This window comes from Burkholderia sp. BCC1208 (assembly GCF_902833095.1).
Lineage (GTDB): Bacteria > Pseudomonadota > Gammaproteobacteria > Burkholderiales > Burkholderiaceae > Burkholderia.
Genome location: NZ_CADFDY010000013.1, coordinates 93,722 through 111,943 on the forward strand (window position 1 = coordinate 93,722; position 18,222 = coordinate 111,943).

12 protein-coding genes and 1 pseudogene are annotated in these 18,222 nt (G+C 66.0%); 7 read left to right on the forward strand and 6 right to left on the reverse strand.

Annotation, left to right across the window (positions count from 1 at the left end):
• Positions 1-3: 3 nt before the first annotated feature.
• Entirely contained in the window at positions 4-192 is a 189-nt protein-coding gene (locus HWX09_RS29375; protein WP_006478107.1) for a DUF3460 family protein, read from the reverse strand.
• A gap of 247 nt (positions 193-439) precedes the next feature.
• Between HWX09_RS29375 and HWX09_RS29380 the strand changes: the two genes are divergently transcribed.
• Together HWX09_RS29380 and HWX09_RS29385 are read left to right on the forward strand one after the other, a co-directional pair.
• Entirely contained in the window at positions 440-2,254 is a 1,815-nt protein-coding gene (locus HWX09_RS29380) for an autotransporter assembly complex family protein (protein ID WP_027785140.1), read from the forward strand.
• A gap of 28 nt (positions 2,255-2,282) precedes the next feature.
• On the forward strand, positions 2,283-6,326 hold the full coding sequence (locus HWX09_RS29385; protein WP_027785139.1) for a translocation/assembly module TamB domain-containing protein: 4,044 nt from the start codon (positions 2,283-2,285) through the stop codon (positions 6,324-6,326).
• Positions 6,327-6,827: 501 nt separating this feature from the next.
• Here the strand turns inward: HWX09_RS29385 and HWX09_RS29390 are convergent.
• The 4 genes and pseudogenes from HWX09_RS29390 to HWX09_RS29405 all read right to left on the reverse strand — a co-directional run bounded on the left by HWX09_RS29390 (position 6,828) and on the right by HWX09_RS29405 (position 11,409).
• Positions 6,828-7,442 (reverse strand): peptidoglycan recognition family protein, encoded by a 615-nt coding sequence (locus tag HWX09_RS29390; RefSeq protein ID WP_080681359.1) that lies wholly within the window; start codon positions 7,440-7,442, stop codon positions 6,828-6,830.
• Between the two features lie 14 nt (positions 7,443-7,456).
• A pseudogene (locus HWX09_RS29395) lies at positions 7,457-7,939 on the reverse strand (type VI secretion system tube protein Hcp).
• 288 nt (positions 7,940-8,227) lie between these two features.
• The gene (metG, locus tag HWX09_RS29400; RefSeq protein ID WP_027785138.1) at positions 8,228-10,384 is read right to left on the reverse strand and encodes a methionine--tRNA ligase; all 2,157 of its coding nucleotides are present in this window, start codon (positions 10,382-10,384) and stop codon (positions 8,228-8,230) included.
• Between the two features lie 377 nt (positions 10,385-10,761).
• Positions 10,762-11,409, reverse strand: coding sequence for an OmpA family protein (locus HWX09_RS29405; RefSeq protein WP_027785137.1), 648 nt, complete (start codon positions 11,407-11,409; stop codon positions 10,762-10,764).
• Positions 11,410-11,761: 352 nt separating this feature from the next.
• Here HWX09_RS29405 and apbC point away from each other — a divergent pair, with 352 nt between their 5' ends.
• From apbC to HWX09_RS29430, 5 genes are all read left to right on the forward strand, one after another.
• Positions 11,762-12,853 carry an iron-sulfur cluster carrier protein ApbC gene (gene apbC / locus HWX09_RS29410; RefSeq protein WP_027785136.1) on the forward strand — a complete coding sequence of 364 codons (1,092 nt, stop codon included), beginning with the start codon at positions 11,762-11,764 and terminating at the stop codon, positions 12,851-12,853.
• Positions 12,854-12,986: 133 nt separating this feature from the next.
• A complete protein-coding gene (gene sodC, locus HWX09_RS29415) occupies positions 12,987-13,523 on the forward strand; it encodes a superoxide dismutase [Cu-Zn] (protein ID WP_027785135.1) in 537 nt (178 codons plus the stop codon).
• Positions 13,524-13,642: 119 nt separating this feature from the next.
• Positions 13,643-14,212, forward strand: coding sequence for a dCTP deaminase (gene dcd / locus HWX09_RS29420; RefSeq protein ID WP_027785134.1), 570 nt, complete (start codon positions 13,643-13,645; stop codon positions 14,210-14,212).
• A gap of 81 nt (positions 14,213-14,293) precedes the next feature.
• Entirely contained in the window at positions 14,294-16,573 is a 2,280-nt protein-coding gene (locus tag HWX09_RS29425; RefSeq protein ID WP_027785133.1) for an arginine/lysine/ornithine decarboxylase, read from the forward strand.
• Positions 16,573-17,391, forward strand: a complete 819-nt coding sequence (locus HWX09_RS29430) for a lysozyme inhibitor LprI family protein (protein ID WP_027785132.1) — start codon at positions 16,573-16,575, stop codon at positions 17,389-17,391. The genes HWX09_RS29425 and HWX09_RS29430 overlap by 1 nt, the downstream gene beginning before the upstream one ends.
• Before the next feature lie 88 nt (positions 17,392-17,479).
• Here HWX09_RS29430 and HWX09_RS29435 read toward each other — a convergent pair whose 3' ends face one another.
• Entirely contained in the window at positions 17,480-18,163 is a 684-nt protein-coding gene (locus tag HWX09_RS29435) for an HAD family phosphatase (RefSeq protein ID WP_027785131.1), read from the reverse strand.
• Between the last annotated feature and the right edge of the window lie 59 nt (positions 18,164-18,222).

Sequence of the window (18,222 nt, forward strand, 5' to 3'; positions counted from 1 at the left end):
TCGTCAGAAGTTCTGGTAGTAGACGTACGACGTTTGCTTCACGCGCGATTCCTGCTGCTCGGCGCGCTCTTCGAGATCGATCGGCTGCTTGTCCCACAGCAGGGAACGGCCCTTGCGCTGCTCTTCCTCGAGCGTCGGCTTCTGCTGCTTGAGCTGGTTCAGGAACTGCGTGACGTCGGACTGGTACGGCATGGCTGGATCTTCCGTTTCGGGCGGCGCACGATGCGCCGGATTCGCGATGGCGGGATTTTACCGCATCGCGGGGAACAGCCGGCGCCAATCGCGCGTCGAATCCGCTGGCGGTGCCGGCGGGCATGGGGCGGCGGCCCTGTCGGGCGCTGGCATTCTTTCACAATCGTTTGGCTGCGACGCCCGCGCCCTGTGGTCAAATACAGGGTTTTCCACGAAACCGTAACGATCCAGGACGGCGAGGTCATATTTGGCGGGGCAGTCGAACCAGCAAGCACACATGGCGCATGACGCGGGCTCGCGCGCGGCCCGCGATCGCGCCGGCGCCGCGGCCCGCGTCGCGCGGGCGGCCCTCGCGGGTTGCCTGGCCGCGTGCTTCGCGCTGCCGGCCCACGCGAAGTACGACGTCGACATCGACGCGCCGCGCTCGATCCGCAAGCTCCTCAAGACCCATCTCGATATCGCCCGCTTCGCCAAGCGCGACGACATCAGCGACGATCAATTCGACTTCCTCGTGACCGCCACGCCGCAGCAGGTCCGCGACCTGGCCGCGACGGCCGGCTATTTCTCGCCGGTCGTGCGTACCGACGTGCGCACCCGCGACGGCAAGCGCGACGTGCGCATCGCGGTCGATCCGGGGAAGCAGACCATCGTGTCGACGGTCGACCTGACGTTCAAGGGGCCCGTCGAAACCGAGGAGCCGAAGCAGGAGACCGCCACCCGTTTCGCGTTCTCGATGAAGCCGGGCGACCCGTTCACGCAGTCCGACTGGGACGACGCGAAGGGTGCGGCGCTGCGGCAACTGCAGTCGCGCCGCTATCTCGGCGCGAAGATCGTGTCGTCCGAGGCGCGCATCGATCCGCGCACGCAGCGTGCGACGCTCGCGGTCACGTTCGACAGCGGCCCGACGTTTACGATCGGCAAGGTCGACGTCGACGGCGTGCGCCGTTATCCGGAAAAGATCGTCACGAACGTCAATCCGCTGTCGGAAGGCGAGATCTACGACGTGCGGCGGATCAACGAATTGCAGCGGCAGTTGCAGAACACGCCGTACTACGCGAGCGTCGCGATCGACGTCGGCGACGATACGTCGAAGCCCGAGCGCACGCCCGTGCACGTGAAGGTCAGCGAGTTCCCGTACAACAACATTCGCGGCGGCGTCGGCTTCGCCACCGATACCGGTCCGCACGTGCAGGGTTCCTATACGTATCTCGACACCTTCGGCGCCGCATGGCCGCTGACCGTGTCGGGCCGGCTCGACCAGATCCAGCAGTACGGGCAGGTCCAGCTGTCGATGCCGCCCGGCGAGAAGGGCTGGACCAACAGCGTGCTCGCGTCGTATACGAACACCAACGTGTCCGACACGCGCATCTACAGCGCGCGGGTCGGCGTGCAGCGCGCGCGCACCGGCCAGTTCATCGACTATTCGTATTCGCTGATGTACTACCAGGACCGACTCGACCAGAACGGCGCGGGGCCGACCACGAGCCGCGCGCTCGTGCCGCAGTGGGCGTGGACCCGCCGCAACGTCGACGATCCGCTGTTTCCGCGCTCGGGCAACCTGATTCATGCGGAGGCCGGCTTCGCGGTCAAGGGCGCGCTGGCCGACGAAACCTTCGTCCGCGGCTACGCGCGCGGGCAGCAGTACCTGCCGATCGGCAAGCGCGACCTGTTCGTGTTCCGCGCGGAGCTCGGCGGCGTGTTTACGAGCGGCAGCTCGACCGGCGTGCCGGCGTCGCTGCTGTTCCGCGCGGGCGGCTCGAATTCGGTGCGCGGCTACGGCTACCAGAGCATCGGCAACAGCGTCGACGGCTCCGTCCTGCCGACCAAGTACCTGGTGACGGGCACCGCCGAATACCAGCACTGGTTCAACCGCGACTGGGGCGCCGCGACGTTCTTCGACATCGGTACCGCGACCGATGCATGGGGCGAGCGCGTGTTTTACCCGGGCGTGGGTGTCGGTGCGCGCTGGCGCAGCCCGGTCGGCCCGATCAACGTCGACGTCGCGTACGGCTTGCGCAATCACAGCGTGCGCCCGTATTTGACGCTCGGCATCGCTTTCTGAACCTGCCGTCCTATCCACGACGAACCGCATGACGAAGGACCCGAACGACACGCCGCCGCCTCACGATCCGGATTCGCCCGACGGCGCGCCCGACACGCCGCCGCGCGGGCCGCGCCGCGGCCGCGCGTGGCGGGTCGTCGCGTGGACGCTCGCGACGGTCGTGCTGCTCGTCGTGCTGGCGGCGGGGCTCGTGCTGGGCGCGGTGACGACCGAACGCGGGACGCGGCTCGCGTGGCAGGCGGCCGGCAAGGTGCTCGGCACGCGGCTCGCGGGCACGCTCGAGGGGGGCTCGCTCGCGACCGGCGTGCGCTTGCGCGGGTTCGCATGGACCAGCCCCGACGGCACCGGCACCGAAGTTCGCATCGACCGGCTCGACGGCCGCTGGGCACTGACGCGCGCGCCGTGGCGGCTGTCCGTCGCCTATCTGCGTGCCGGCACGATCGACGTGCGGATCGCGCCGGGGCCGTCGACGCCCGGTACGACGCCGCAGGACCTGAGCCTGCCGCTGCAGGTGCGGATCGACGACCTGCGCGTCGACCGCCTCGCCATTCACGAAGGCGCATCGACGACGCAGCTCGACCATCTCGCGCTGAACGGCCGCAGCGACGGCCGGCACCATGAACTCGTGCTCGACGGCGTCGATACGCCGTACGGCGCGCTGACCGCGCGGGCGAAGCTCGACGGCGTGAAGCCGTTCGCGCTGACGGGCGAAGCCACCTATGCAGGCAAGCTGTCCGACGAAGCGGTCGATGCGCGGGCCCGCGTGTCGGGCTCGCTCGAGGCGCTCGTCGCCGAGGTCGATGCGAGCGGGATGAAGCTGAACGGGCGCGCACACGTCGAGGCCGCGCCGTTCGGCGCCGTGCCGCTCACGCGCGCGTCGCTCGCGTTCGATCACGTGAACCCGCAGGCGCTGTCGCCCGGCGCCCCGGCGGCCGATCTCGCGGTGCGCGCGGAACTCGCGCCGGTGAGCGCGCCGGCCGGTTCGGCGCCGGCGAAGGGGTTCGCGGTGACGGGCCCGGTGTCGATCGTCAACGCGAAGCCGGGCACGCTCGGCGACCATCTGCTGCCGTTGATCGACGCGCACGCGAACGTGCATCTCGACGCGCACGCGCAACGGATCGACGGCCTCGCGCTGAAGCTGATCCGCGACGGCAGCGTGACCGGCGGCGGCACGCTCGCGGGCGGCAAGGGCCGCTTCGACCTGAAGGTCGCGAACCTCGACCTGAACGCGTTCGTCGCCGAGCTGCGGCCGATGCGCCTCGGCGGCCCGCTTGGCGTCACGCTCGCGCGCGACGTGACGACCGTCGATTTCGACCTGAATGACCCCAAGCTCGCGCTCGGCGCGCGCGCCAAGGTCGCGCTGACGCAGAAGCAGACCGTGCTGACCGACACGCGCGTGACGGCCGGCAAGGGGCGCATCGACCTGACCGGCGTGTTCCGCCACGACGCGCATTCGAGCTACGACGCGAAGGCGACGCTGACGGCGTTCGATCCGCTGCTGCTCGCCGCGATGAGCGCACCGAAGGCGGGCGGCGGCAAGGCGCCTGCGAAGGCGGTCAAGGCGCCGGCCAAGCGCGGCGAGACGCGCGTGTCGGGCACGCTGACGGCATCGGGCGCGTTCGCGCCGCAGGTCTCGACGAAGGCGACCTTCAAGCTTGGCGACAGCCTGTACGACGGCGTGCCGCTGACCGGCGCCGGCGTCGTGCAGCTCGCCGGCTCGCGGATCCTGCCGAGCAACGCGAACCTGTCGATTGCCGGCAATCACGTCGACCTGCGCGGCAGCTTCGGCGCGCCCGGCGACCGGCTGCGCTTCGTCGTCGACGCGCCGCAGCTCGACCGGCTCGGCTTCGGCGTCGAAGGGCTCGTGCAGGCGCAGGGCGACCTGACCGGCAGCTTCGCGCATCCGAACGTGACGGCCAGCTACAAGGCCGAGCACGTCGTCGTCGGTTCGAACCGGATCGGCTCGGCGCAGGGCCGCGCGGACATCCGCGACGGCGCGCACGGCGCGCTCGTGTTCACGACCGACGCGGCCGACGTCGCGCTCGGCTCGTTCAAGCTGAAGTCGTTGCGCGCGAACCTCGACGGCACGCGCGCGAAGCACACGCTCGACGCATCGGCGCTCGGGAATGCCGGCGGCCGCGTGATCGACCTGACGCTCGCGGCGAACGGCGGCGTGGTCGAGAACCGCGACGGCATGAGCTGGAACGGCACCGTCACGCGGCTTGCGAATCGCGGCACGCCGGCGCTCGCGCTGCAGGCGCCGCTGACGATATCGGCCGGCGCCGGGCGCGTGACGCTCGGCGCGACGCGGCTCACGCTCGAAGGCGCGTCGATCGACCTGAAATCGTTCGTGTTCGATCGCGGCCAGATGCGCTCGGCGGGCGCCGTGACCGGCGCATCGGTCGCGCGTTTCCTCGAGGTTCGCCAGGCGCTGACCGGCCAGCGGCCGCCGGTGCGGACCGACGTCGTGCTCGATGCCGATTGGGATTTCTCGCTCGGTGCGAACGCGACGGGGTACGTGCAGGTGAAGCGCCGCGGCGGCGACGTGACGATCGAGACCGGGCGCGGCATCGCATCGCTCGGCCTGACCGATCTGTCCGCACGCGCGAGCTTCGCGCCCGGCAACCGGCTCAATGTGACGGCGCTCGCGAAGGCGAGCCGGATCGGCACGCTCGACGCGAACGTCGCGGTGCCGTTCGCGCTGCGCGACGGCGTGTTCGGCATCGTCGACGACGGTCCGCTGTCGGGCCGCATCGACGCCGACATCCCCACGCTGAAGACCACCGGCAACCTGTTCGGGCCGAGCTACCTGCTCGGCGGGCGCGCGGCGCTGAAGCTGACGGTCTCCGGCACGCCGGTGAAACCGAACCTGTCGGGAACGCTGACGGGCGACGACCTGTCCGCGACGCTCATCGATCAGGGCGTGCAACTGAAGGACGGCATCGTGCGCGTGAAGCTGTCGGACAACCTCGTCGAATTCGAGCAGGTCGAATTTCACGGCGGCGACGGCACGCTGCGCGCGCTCGGCCGCGTGCGCCTGGACGGCGAGGCGCCCGACCTGACCGCCAGCATCGTCGCGGACAAGCTCGAACTGTTCGCGGCGCCGGACCGCAAGCTGTCGCTGTCGGGCAAGGCCACCGTCGCGAACGACGGGCCGCGCGGCGCGCTGTCGATCGACGGCAAGTTCGTGGTCGACCGTGCGCTGTTCGACCTGCCCGAGCAATCGGCGCCGCACCTGTCCGACGACGTCGTGATCGTGCGGCCGGACGGCACGGTGCGCGGCGAGACGCCGACCGGCACCGCGGTCGCGAAGCCGAAGCCGGTCGAGAACAAACCGGCGCCGTCGCTGGCGCCGCGCGCGAACATCGACGTCGGCCTCGGCAACAACTTCCGCTTCAAGGGCCACGGCGCGGATCTCGGGCTGCGCGGCACGATCACCGTGATGAGCGCGCCGGGCGTGCCGTTGCGCGCGGTCGGCAACGTGCGCGTGACCGAAGGCTCGACGTACACGACGTTCGGCCGCAAGCTCGCGGTCGAGAACGGCTTCTTCACGTTCAACGGCCCCGTGTCGAACCCGGGCGTCAACATCCTCGCGATGCGGCGCAACCAGGAGGTCGAGGCCGGCGTGCAGGTGACGGGCACGATCCAGTCGGCGACGGTCAAGCTCGTGTCGGAGCCGAACGTCACGGACAACGAAAAGCTGTCGTGGCTGCTGTTCGGGCACGGCACGGACCAGGGCAACAACGTCGGCCAGCAGGGGGCGATGACGGCGGCACTCGGGCTGCTCGGCAGCGTGACCGGCAAGCGCGTCGCGCAGACCTTCGGCCTCGACGAGGTCTCGGTCGGCCGCAGCGAAGTCGGCCTGACCGATTCGCAGGTCGTGCTGGTGTCGAAGGCGATCAACGAGCGGTTCGTGCTCGGCTTCGAGCAGGGGCTTCAATCGGCGAGCAACGCGTTCAAGGCGACGATCAACCTGACGCGCTTCTGGTCGGTGTCCGCGTACGGCGGCACGTTCCAGGGCGTCGACCTGAATTACACGCGGCGCTTCGATCGGTGGTTCGGGCAGCGGTGAGGGAGGAGGCATGACAGGGCACCGGGGATGGCCCCTGGCCTTCTGCACGTCGGGGGCACGGGGGCCTCAAGAGTCTGGTTCAGCATTCTTGCTCGTCGCCAAGGCCATAGTTGCAAGCAAAGGGATCGTGCCACTTATTTCTTTTATATAGCAAGTTGACTGATCCGCCTCTTGACCAAAATAATGTCGAAGTTCCTCCTGAATATAGTTGAAATTTGCCTGAGCTGTTGTCGCTGAATGTAATTGTCCCGGTGGTGTAGCAGGGGGAGTAGCGTTCTGTCGTAATCGTGTAGCTCTCGACAGGATATGCCTTTTCGAAATAATGTCTCACTTGGTTGATCGTTGGCTTAAATTTCTTGCACCCTTCCATCAAATTGGAGTCCTGGGTGTCAAGATTTAATCCCGTTTCATCGATCGTCGCTTTTTTTACGGTTCTTGCTTGGGTTGTTGTTTGTAATGTTATAAAAACAAGTGCGAGCAAGAGTCTGGTCGGCCGGGAATTTACCATCTTGCGGTGGCTGCTTCTGTCGGTGTTTTATAGGATAGCTGGGGGTGGCGATAAATTTCCTGGGGTGAAATATAAAGAGTCTCTGTTAATTCTTTGATTAGCCATCGAAGAGATGAATTTTGCTTCCCTGTAACATCTTCGTAAATCTTCTCCTTCCGGTTAGTGCCGGGCTTGTCTTTGTCATGTGATTCTCCAACTAATTCAATGCCAATCGAGTCGTTGTTCGATGGATAGCGATTCGGCCATGTTTTTTTGTGCTCGTGAATCGATAGCTTTGTATATTTGTGTTCTATTCCGGATGCTATCTTCAATTCCGCGGCAGGGCATTCATGTGTAATGATGCAGCGAGATTTGAGTTTACCAACATGATTGGTTCTTTTGAGTAGTGAAGCTGTTTGATGGATTGTTCCGTCTTTGTCGATTAGGAAATGTGCGCCATTGGCACCTTTTTTCCTGTAGCTATTAAAGGTGCTTTCTGCTGTTGGACCGTCTGTTTGATGAACAACGATTCCATTGATCTTGTTCATCGGGCCTCGCTCAATTTCCGAGAATATCTTGACCTGGATGCGCTCAGCATCGACATGGCCTTGTTTTGAAATGAACAGCATGATATGTCCCGTTGTCAGATGGTCTTGTTGGCTTTAATGTCGTAACCCATGCCCACTGTTCCGACGCTACCGCCCTGAGCGTTCTGAATCACGTATTCTTGCTTCACACGCGAGAAAGACAATCGAACTTCTTAGCGCGGGACCCGCATGTTGGGGTTGCTAACCGGCTTGACTCCGGTAATGAGCACGTCCTCCATCGTGATCTTCAGGTATTCGAGTGGTTTGCCGCCAGCTTTGCGCATCACCAGCACAGCCCTGTCGAGGGGCCTGCCTATCAAGCAATACTGAATCAGATTCGGTGTGGCGCGATCGATATAGTGCTCGAACGTTAGATCGTCAACGGTGCATCTGCCTGCACCACCACCGCTTCCCATGTGCATATTGGATTGCTGGCTTACCGACCAGGTCCACGTAAGTACCTCGATTTCATTCGAATGACTGCGATCGGTCGACTCGCCCTCGATACCCGTGAGCTTCAAGAAAATATCCTGCGCCATCTTACTTCTCCCGTCGGATTATTGAGAAATCGAAGGCACCTATCTGCTGCTCAAGGGCTCTCGTGTGAAAAGTTACTCATCCCGGAGCATTGAATCCATGGGACATGTATGGTTTTGACGGATTTTTGCGTTGGCGTCGGGGTAATCTCGCAGGCCGTTGCAAACGGAAAGCAGCGTTGGTAGATGTCATTGGCGCTAACAAGGTCAGCATCGGCAACGGCGTGGCGCAGGCAAAAAAAAACCCGCACGCTACCGACGTGCGGGGTTGTTGCTCAGGCAGCGCGCCGCTTACTTCACGCGCATGCCGGGCTTCGCGCCGCTGTGCGGTTCGAGGATATAGAGGCCCGGTTCCGCCTTCTCGTCGGTGGCCGACGCGGCGAGCACCATCCCTTCGGACAGGCCGAACTTCATCTTGCGCGGCGCGAGGTTCGCGACCATCACCGTCAGCTTGCCGACGAGCTGCTCCGGCTGGTACGCGGACTTGATGCCCGAGAACACGTTGCGGGTCTTTTCCTCGCCGACGTCGAGCGTGAGCTGCAGCAGCTTGTCCGAGCCTTCGACGGCCTGGCACGCGACGATCTTCGCGATGCGCAGGTCGATCTTCGCGAAATCGTCGATCGAGATCGGTGCGTCGTCGGCGCCGTTCGCGACGGCCGGCTTCGCGTTCGCCTTGGCATTGCTCTTCGCATCCTTCGCGGCGTTCGCGCTCGCGGCGGCCGCACCCGTTGCTTCGGCCTGCAGCGAATCGCGGTTCGCGGCGAGCAGCGCTTCGATCTGCTTCGCATCGACGCGCGTCATCAGGTGCTGATACGCCTTGATCGGCTGTGCCGACGACAGCGGCTTCGCGGCATCGGCCCACGCGAGCGGCGCGATCCCGAAGAACGCCTCGACCGCTTCGGCCACGCGCGGCATCACCGGCTTCAGCGCGAGCGACAGCAGGCGGAAGGCTTCGAGGCTCACGCTGCAGGTTTCGTGCAGCGCGACCGCATTGGCCGGATCCTTCGCGAGATCCCATGGCTTCGCGCCGTCGACGTACGCGTTCACTTCGTCCGCGAGCTCCATCGTATGGCGCAGCGCGCGGCCGTATTCGCGTGCTTCGTAGCTCGCGGCGATCTGCGCGATCGCATCGCGCAGCTTCGCGACGAGCGGATGATTCATCGCGCTGTCCTGCACGCGGCCGTCGAAACGCTTGATCAGGAAGCCTGCCGCGCGACTCGCAATGTTCACGTACTTGCCGACGAGATCGCTGTTCACGCGCGCCTGGAAGTCGTCGAGGTTCAGGTCGATGTCTTCCATCGTCGCGTTCAGCTTCGCGGCGAAGTAGTAGCGCAGCCACTCGGGGTTCAGACCCGTGTCGATGTAGCTCTGCGCGGTGATGAACGTGCCGCGCGATTTCGACATCTTCGCGCCGTCGACCGTCAGGAAGCCGTGCGCGAACACGTTGGTCGGCGTGCGGTGGCCCGAGAACTCGAGCATCGCGGGCCAGAACAGCGTGTGGAAGTACAGGATGTCCTTGCCGATGAAGTGGTACTGCTCGGTCTTCGAGCCCGGGCGGATCCACGCATCGAAATCGATGCCGTTGCGGTCGCACAGGTTCTTGAAGCTCGCGTAGTAGCCGACCGGCGCGTCGAGCCACACGTAGAAATACTTGCCGGGCGCGCCCGGGATCTCGAAGCCGAAGTACGGCGCGTCGCGCGAGATGTCCCAGTCGGCGAGCTTGGCCTCGCCGGCGTCGCCGAGCCATTCGCGCATCTTGTTGGTCGCTTCGGGCTGCGCGAGGCCGCTCACCCATTCGCGCAGGAACGATTCGCAGCGCGGATCGGACAGGCGGAAGAAGTAGTGCTTCGAGATCTTGCGCACCGGCGTCGCGCCCGACACGACCGAATACGGGTTCAGCAGTTCGGTCGGCAGGTAGGTCGAGCCGCACACTTCGCAGTTGTCGCCGTACTGGTCCTTCGCGTGACACTTCGGGCACTCGCCCTTGATGAAGCGGTCCGGCAGGAACATTTCCTTGACTGGATCGTAGGCCTGCTCGATTTCGCGTTCGGCGATCAGGCCGGCTTCCTGCAGCGCGAGATAGATCTTCTCGCTCAGCACGCGGTTTTCTTCCGAATCGGTCGAGTAGAAGTTGTCGAACGACACGCCGAAGCTGTCGAAGTCGCGCTTGTGCTCGGTCCACACGCGGTCGATCAGCTGCTTCGGCGTCAGGCCTTCCTTCTCAGCGCGCAGCATGATCGGCGTGCCGTGCGTATCGTCGGCGCCGATGTAGTAGACCTCGTGGCCGTGCATTCGCAGCGCCCGCACCCAGATGTCGGTCTGGATGTACTCGACCAGGTGGCCGATGTGGATCTGCCCGTTGGCATAGGGCAGTGCGGACGTAACGAGGATCTGGCGGCCGCCTTGCGGCGCCGCAGCCTGCACGGAAGTGAGGTCGGATGCGGACATAGGGTCTGGAAAAGGACAGCAGAAAACGACGGGAAACCGCGATTCTAGCAGGGGCGCGGGCCGGCGCGGCGGGCACGCGCCGCGGACCGGGCGGCAGACGGGGCAGAGCCGCTCATGCGGCATGCCCGACAGCATTGTGCTGCGTTGCAGCACGAATTTCGCAGGCAAAAAAAACCGGGGCGGATACGGCCCCGGAGCAACAACGACAAGAGGAGAATGGTGACGCGCCGGCAACACCAGCCACGTACCGTAAATACTGACCACGGCCTGCGACAGAAGTTCGAAAATTTTTTCGATTTGTTACCGACCCCGCCGAAAGCCTTGTCAGGCGGGGCTGTGCGGGCAGGGCGCCCGCACGTTTCCTCTCGTGGTCGCGCTTACTGATGCTGTTGCGGTGCGCGCAGATAGATCTCGACGCGGCGGTTTTGCGCGCGACCGGCTTCGGTCGCGTTGTCGGCGATCGGGTTCGATGCGCCCATGCCTTGCGCCGACAGACGACCGCCGTTCACGCCGCGCTGCACGAGCGCGTTCACGACGCTTTGCGCGCGGTTCTGCGACAGCGTCTGGTTCAGCTGCGCCGAGCCCGTGCTGTCCGTGTAGCCGACGATCGACGCCGTCACTTGCGGGTTCTGGTTCAGCGTCGTCGCCAGGTCGTTCAGCAGCGGCGTGAACGCCGGCGTGATCGCGTACTGGTTCGTCGCGAACGTGACCGAGCTCGGCACGTTCAGCTTCAGCGAGCCGTCCGGCTGTTCGGTGACCTGCGTGCCCGTCTGCGCTGCCGACGGCGCGAGCTTGTTCTTGATCGCTTGCCAGTTGTAACCCGTCACGCCGCCGACCAGTGCGCCGACGCCCGCGCCGATCGCCGCGCCCTTGCCGCCGCCGGCCAGTGCGCCGATGCCTGCGCCCAGCGCCGCACCCGTGCCGGTGCCGACGGCCGCATTGTTGCCCTGCTGCGTGGCGCAGCCTGCCAGCAGCGCGCCGGCGAGTGCGAAGACGGACAGGCGAGTCGCGATTTTCATGTTCATGTTGGATTCCTCTCTTGGTTGAACGAGTCGACAACGACGACAAACAACAGTTACGGCTTCCTGCGCGGGCCGTCCGAAAAAGGAAGGCCGGCCTGCGCTCGCGGCAGCCGCCGAGGCGGTCGCATGCCCTGTCCGTCAGCGTGGCTGTTCGGACAGCGCGGCGCGTCAGCCTCTACAATATAGGCGGTAAGTGGCCGATTTGGCCCTATAGCATGCCGCACGCGAAGAGTGCGCCGGGTCGCGCGTTCGCGCAATGGCGTGCAACAGATTCTTTCACTTTTCCCGACTTTCGCAGCGTAATTTGATATTTTTTGACGTTTGCGCGCGAGAAAAACGTTTTCACGGAGTTTCGATGAGCATTGACCGGGCACAAGTCGACGCCGCACTGGCGGCAGTCGTCGACCCCAATACCGGCCGCCCGTACGCGGCGAACAAGGGCGTGCGCAACGTCGCGATCGACGGCGATGTCGTGGCGCTCGACGTGGTGCTCGGTTATCCGGCGCGCAGCCAGCACGACGACGTGCGCGCGCGCGTCGTCGCGGCGCTGCAGGCCGTGCCGGGCGTGCGCGACGCGCGCGTCGCCGTGTCGCAGGAGATCGTCGCGCATACGGTGCAGCGCGGCGTGAAGTTGTTGCCGAATGTGAAGAACATCGTCGCGGTCGCATCGGGCAAGGGCGGCGTCGGCAAGAGCACGACGGCCGTGAACCTCGCGCTCGCGCTCGCCGCGGAAGGCGCGTCGGTCGGCATTCTCGACGCCGACATCTACGGCCCGTCGCTGCCGACGATGCTCGGCATCCACGGCCAGCGCCCCGAGTCGCCGGACAACCAGTCGATGAACCCGCTCGTCGGCCACGGGCTGCAGGCGAACTCGATCGGCTTCCTGATCGAGGAAGACAACCCGATGGTGTGGCGCGGCCCGATGGCGACGTCCGCACTCGAGCAGCTGCTGCGCCAGACCAACTGGCGCGAGCTCGACTACCTGATCGTCGACATGCCGCCCGGTACGGGCGACATCCAGCTCACGCTCGCGCAGCGCGTGCCCGTCACCGGCGCGGTGATCGTCACGACGCCGCAGGACATCGCGCTGCTCGACGCGAAGAAGGGGCTGAAGATGTTCGAGAAGGTCGGGATTCCGATCCTCGGCATCGTCGAGAACATGAGCATCCACATCTGCTCGAACTGCGGCCACGAGGAGCACATCTTCGGCGCGGGCGGCGCGGAGCGGATGGCGAAGGATTACGACGTGACCGTGCTCGGCAGCCTGCCGCTCGACATCGCGATCCGCGAGCGCGCCGACAGCGGCACGCCGACCGTCGCGGCCGAGCCGGACGGCGCGCTGGCGCGTCGTTACCGCGATATCGCGCGCGGCGTCGCGCTGGCGATTGCCGAGCGATCGCGCGACATGACGTCGAAGTTCCCGTCGATCGTTGTTCAAAATACGTAAAACCCTTGCGGGGCGGGGCCTCACGCTGCTTACGGCGCCGCGAGGCGCGGTATCATGGCGACTTTTCCCGGGTCCCTTTACCCGCCCGGCGCGGCCGTCGTCTCGAATGGCCGCCAGCCGGCATGAGGATCGAATGAAACAACGACATCACGGCGTGCGCGCCGGCCGCGCGCGGCGCGCGCTGCTGGCCGCCACCGCGCTGGGCCTGCTGGCCGGCTGTACCGCCTTTTCCTCGTCGCACGAAAAACGGGCCGACGCGCAACTGCAGCCGACGGTCGGCTCGCAGGCGCGCGGCGCGGTCACGTTCGTCGAGCGCCCCGACGGCGTGCAGGTCACCTACAACCTGGTCGGCCTGCCGCCGAACAGCGACCACGCGCTGCAGGTGCACGAACGCGGCGACTGCAACGCGGGCGACGGCTCGAGCGCCGGCCAGGTGTTCGCGCCGGCCGCCGACCGGCTGCGCGCGGGCGCGCGCGTCGCCGGCGATCTCGGCAACATCCATGCGGATTCGAACGGCGTCGCGGCCGGTTTCATCGTCGCGCCCGATCTGGCCCTCGACGGCGTGCGCTCGGCGCTGAGCCGCGCGGCGCTGGTGCACCGCGACGCGAGCGATCCGGCGTTTCCGCAGCATGGCGCGGGGCCCGCGCTGGCCTGCGGCGTGATCCGTTGACGGCCGCCGCGTGCCCGGGACGATGATCGCGTAAAATGTGCGCCTTTCCCGGCCGCCGTCTCGAACCGGCGGCCTTTGCTTAACACCTACCGTCACGCAGCGTATCCAGGCGCCCCGATATGAGCATCAAGTCCGACAAATGGATTCGGCGCATGGCCGAAGAGCACAAGATGATCGAGCCGTTCGTGCCCGGTCAGGTCCGCGAGTCCGAGGACGGTCGCAGGATCGTCAGCTACGGCACGTCGAGCTACGGCTACGACATCCGTTGCGCGGACGAATTCAAGATCTTCACGAACATCAACTCGACGATCGTCGATCCGAAGAACTTCGACGAGGGTTCGTTTGTCGATTTCAAGGGCGACGTGTGCATCATCCCGCCGAATTCGTTCGCGCTGGCCCGCACCGTCGAATATTTCCGCATCCCGCGCACCGTGCTGACGGTCTGCCTCGGCAAGTCGACCTACGCGCGCTGCGGGATCATCGTCAACGTGACGCCGTTCGAACCCGAGTGGGAAGGCTACGTCACGCTGGAATTCTCGAATACCACGCCGCTGCCCGCGAAGATCTACGCGAACGAAGGCGTCGCGCAGGTCTTGTTCTTCGAGAGCGACGAGGTGTGCGACGTGTCGTACGCCGATCGCGGCGGCAAGTATCAGGGTCAGCGCGGTGTCACGCTGCCGAAAACCTGATCTGGTTGCATAACGTCTCACCAGTTTCCGGGTGACCGCTGCGCGTGACGCGCCGCGGTCGTTCTTTTTGGAGAATCGCCCATGAAGTTTCGTTTCCCCGTCGTCATCATCGACGAAGATTTCCGCTCCGAGAACATCTCGGGCTCCGGCATCCGGGCGTTGGCCGAAGCGATCGAGAAGGAGGGCGTCGAAGTCCTCGGCCTCACGAGCTACGGCGATCTGACGTCGTTCGCGCAGCAATCGAGCCGCGCGTCGTGCTTCATCCTGTCGATCGACGACGACGAACTCATGCTCGGCGAAACCGGCGCGGACGGCGAGCTGCCCGAGCTGGCCACCGCGATCATCGAGCTGCGCGCGTTCGTCACCGAAGTGCGTCGCCGCAACGCGGACATCCCGATCTTCCTGTACGGCGAGACGCGCACGTCGCGGCATCTGCCGAACGACATCCTGCGCGAACTGCACGGCTTCATCCACATGTTCGAGGACACGCCGGAGTTCGTCGCGCGCCACATCATCCGCGAAGCGAAGGTCTATCTCGATTCGCTCGCGCCGCCGTTCTTCAAGGAACTCGTCAAGTACGCGGACGAAGGTTCGTACTCGTGGCACTGCCCGGGTCACTCGGGCGGCGTCGCGTTCCTGAAGAACCCGCTCGGCCAGATGTTCCACCAGTTCTTCGGCGAGAACATGTTGCGCGCGGACGTCTGCAACGCGGTGGACGAACTCGGCCAGCTGCTCGATCACACGGGCCCGGTCGCCGCGTCCGAGCGCAACGCGGCGCGCATCTTCAGCGCCGATCACCTGTTCTTCGTGACCAACGGCACGTCGACGTCGAACAAGATCGTCTGGCACGCGACGGTCGCGCCGGGCGACATCGTGCTGGTCGACCGCAACTGCCACAAGTCGATCCTGCACGCGATCACGATGACGGGCGCGATCCCCGTGTTCCTCACGCCGACGCGCAACCATTTCGGCATCATCGGCCCGATCCCGCGCGACGAATTCAAGCCGGAGAACATCCGCAAGAAGATCGAGGCGAACCCGTTCGCGCGCGAGGCGCTGCGCGAGAACCCGGACATGAAGCCGCGGATCCTGACGATCACGCAGAGCACGTACGACGGCGTGGTCTACAACGTCGAGATGATCAAGGACCTGCTCGGCGACCTGCTCGACACGCTGCACTTCGACGAAGCGTGGCTGCCGCACGCGACGTTCCACGATTTCTACCGCGACATGCACGCGATCGGCGACGGCCGTCCGCGCACGGGCGCGCTCGTGTTCGCGACGCACTCGACGCACAAGCTGCTCGCCGGCATCTCGCAGGCATCGCAGATCGTCGTGCAGGATTCGGAGAACCGCACGTTCGACAAGCACCGCTTCAACGAGGCGTACCTGATGCACACGTCGACGAGCCCGCAGTACGCGATCATCGCGTCGTGCGACGTCGCGGCCGCGATGATGGAGCCGCCGGGCGGCACCGCGCTCGTCGAGGAATCGATCGCCGAGGCGATCGACTTCCGCCGCGCGATGCGCAAGGTCGACGCCGAATACGGCGACGACTGGTTCTTCAGCGTGTGGGGCCCGGACAACCTGTCCGAGGAAGGCATCGGTTCGCGCGAGGACTGGATGCTGAAGCCGAACGACCACTGGCACGGCTTCGGCCCGCTCGCGGAAGGCTTCAACATGCTCGACCCGATCAAGGCGACGATCATCACGCCGGGGCTCGACGTCGACGGCGAGTTCGGCGAGACCGGCATTCCGGCCGCGATCGTCACGAAGTATCTGGCCGAACACGGGATCATCGTCGAGAAGACCGGCCTGTACTCGTTCTTCATCATGTTCACGATCGGCATCACGAAGGGCCGCTGGAACTCGATGGTGACCGAGCTGCAGCAGTTCAAGGACGACTACGACAATAACCAGCCGCTCTGGCGCGTGCTGCCGGAATTTGTCGCGCAGCATCCACGCTACGAGCGCGTCGGCCTGCGCGACCTGTGCACGCAGATCCACGACGTGTACCGCGCGAACGACATCGCCCGCCTGACGACGGAGATGTACCTGTCGGACATGGAGCCGGCGATGAAGCCGTCGGACGCGTTCGCGAAGCTCGCGCACCGCAAGATCGACCGCGTGCCGCTCGACGAGCTCGAAGGCCGCGTGACGAGCATCCTGCTCACGCCGTACCCGCCGGGCATTCCGCTGCTGATCCCGGGCGAACGCTTCAACAAGACGATCGTGAACTACCTGCGGTTCGCGCGCGACTTCAACGAGCGTTTCCCGGGCTTCCACACCGACATCCACGGCCTGGTCGCGGAAGAGGTGAACGGCCGCGTCGAGTACTTCGTCGACTGCGTGCGCGACTGATGGCGACGCACGGACGATTCCGGACGATGCGTGCGGCGCTGGCCGCGCTCGTCGTCTGGGCGGCAGGATTGACCGGGCTCGCAGGCGCGGGTGTCGTTCATGCGGAAGTCGCGGCGGCCGACCCGATCGACGTCGCGATGCGGCAATGTCTCGCGCGGCGCGACCGGTCGTCGCCGGCCGGCCAGATCCAGTGCATGGGCGAAGCGCAGCAGCAGTGGCAGGCAGTGATGGACGGCGCGTACCAGCGCCTGTTGAAGGATGCGCCGGCCGACGCGAAGCGCGGCTGGCAGGACAGCCAGCGCCGCTGGCTCACGTGGCGCAAGGACGAAGTGCATCTGCTGCAGGCCGTGTACGACACGACGCGCGGCACCGCGTATGCGATGTCGAGCGCCGACATGCAGCTGCAGCCGGTGCGCGATCGCGCGCTGGCGCTGCGCGGGGCGGCCGATCGCTATGCACCGCCGCCCGCCGCCGTGCCGGTCGCGGCGACGAGCGGTGCGCAGGGCGGTGCGGGTGCGGCGGTGCCGGCCGGCGCCAAGCCGGCGAACGTGCCGCGCGATCCTGCGATCCGCCGCGTGCGGCCGTGCGCGCAGGACGCCGCGTGCGAACATGCGCTGTTCGACCTGAACCGCTATTACCAGAAGCTGCGCCGCAAGATGCCCGCGCATTCGGCCGCGACGCTCGTGCGCGCGCAGCGCGCGTGGGTGGCGTTCCGCGATGCGACGGCGCCGCTCGTCGGCGAGGACGGCCGCGTCGATCTGATCGGTGCGCGCATCGCGACGATGAAGCGGTTGTCGGAGACTGCCGGCAACGGGTAGGAACCGCCGCGATGCCAGTGATCCGGCGCGGCAACGCAAAACGGGCACCCTCGGGTGCCCGTTTGCATTGGCGGCTCGCGTGCGCCGCTTACGCGGGCTGCTGCGTGTCCAGCCGGCCGAACCACGACGGCACGAGCGCGACCGCATCGTCGAGCGACGCGAGCACGTGCAGGCTCAGCGCGACGATGTCGGGCGTCGGTGCCTTCAGATCGGGCACGGTGACGACCGCGGCGCCCGCGCCGGCGGCCGACTGCGCGCCGAAGTCGCTGTCCTCGAACGCGACGCACGCGTGGGCCGGCACGCCGAGGCGCTCGGCCGCGAGCCGGTAGACGGCCGGGTCGGGCTTGCCGCGCGCGACTTCGTCGCCGCCCGCGATCGCGCGGAAGAACGGCAGCACGCCCACTGCGTCGAGCCGCGCGCGGATCACGTCGCGCGCGGACGACGACGCGACCGCGCACGGAATGCCGGCCTGCGCGAGCGTTTCGAGCAGCGCGAGCGCGCCCGACTTCAGCGGAAACTTCGGATGGGGTTCGGGTGCGGCGAGTTGCTCGCGCACGCGGATGCGCACCGCGTCGAACGTGTCGGGGTGGCCGATCAGTCGCGCGAGGATCACCTGGCCTTCGGCGAACGAGCGGCCGACGATCTGCAGATAATCGATCTCGGTCAGCACGACGCCGTGCGCGTTCGACACGTCGATCCACGTGTTCATGATGGTCCGTTCGGAATCGACGAGCAGGCCGTCCATGTCGAAGAGCGCGGCGGAAAAGGTCATCGGGGCATCCGTGAAGCGGGGAAAGCGATGGGCGGCGCGCCGGCCGCCCGAATGAAAAA

Bases quoted from the DNA above. Each gene is read 5' to 3' on its own strand.
- HWX09_RS29375 (WP_006478107.1), bottom strand. From the start codon at position 192: ATGCCGTACCAGTCCGACGTCACGCAGTTCCTGAACCAGCTCAAGCAG.
- HWX09_RS29385 (WP_027785139.1), top strand. From the start codon at position 2,283: ATGACGAAGGACCCGAACGACACGCCGCCGCCTCACGATCCGGATTCG.
- HWX09_RS29390 (WP_080681359.1), bottom strand. From the start codon at position 7,442: ATGCTGTTCATTTCAAAACAAGGCCATGTCGATGCTGAGCGCATCCAG.
- metG (WP_027785138.1), bottom strand. From the start codon at position 10,384: ATGTCCGCATCCGACCTCACTTCCGTGCAGGCTGCGGCGCCGCAAGGC.
- HWX09_RS29405 (WP_027785137.1), bottom strand. From the start codon at position 11,409: ATGAACATGAAAATCGCGACTCGCCTGTCCGTCTTCGCACTCGCCGGC.
- apbC (WP_027785136.1), top strand. From the start codon at position 11,762: ATGAGCATTGACCGGGCACAAGTCGACGCCGCACTGGCGGCAGTCGTC.
- sodC (WP_027785135.1), top strand. From the start codon at position 12,987: ATGAAACAACGACATCACGGCGTGCGCGCCGGCCGCGCGCGGCGCGCG.
- dcd (WP_027785134.1), top strand. From the start codon at position 13,643: ATGAGCATCAAGTCCGACAAATGGATTCGGCGCATGGCCGAAGAGCAC.
- HWX09_RS29425 (WP_027785133.1), top strand. From the start codon at position 14,294: ATGAAGTTTCGTTTCCCCGTCGTCATCATCGACGAAGATTTCCGCTCC.
- HWX09_RS29430 (WP_027785132.1), top strand. From the start codon at position 16,573: ATGGCGACGCACGGACGATTCCGGACGATGCGTGCGGCGCTGGCCGCG.
- HWX09_RS29435 (WP_027785131.1), bottom strand. From the start codon at position 18,163: ATGACCTTTTCCGCCGCGCTCTTCGACATGGACGGCCTGCTCGTCGAT.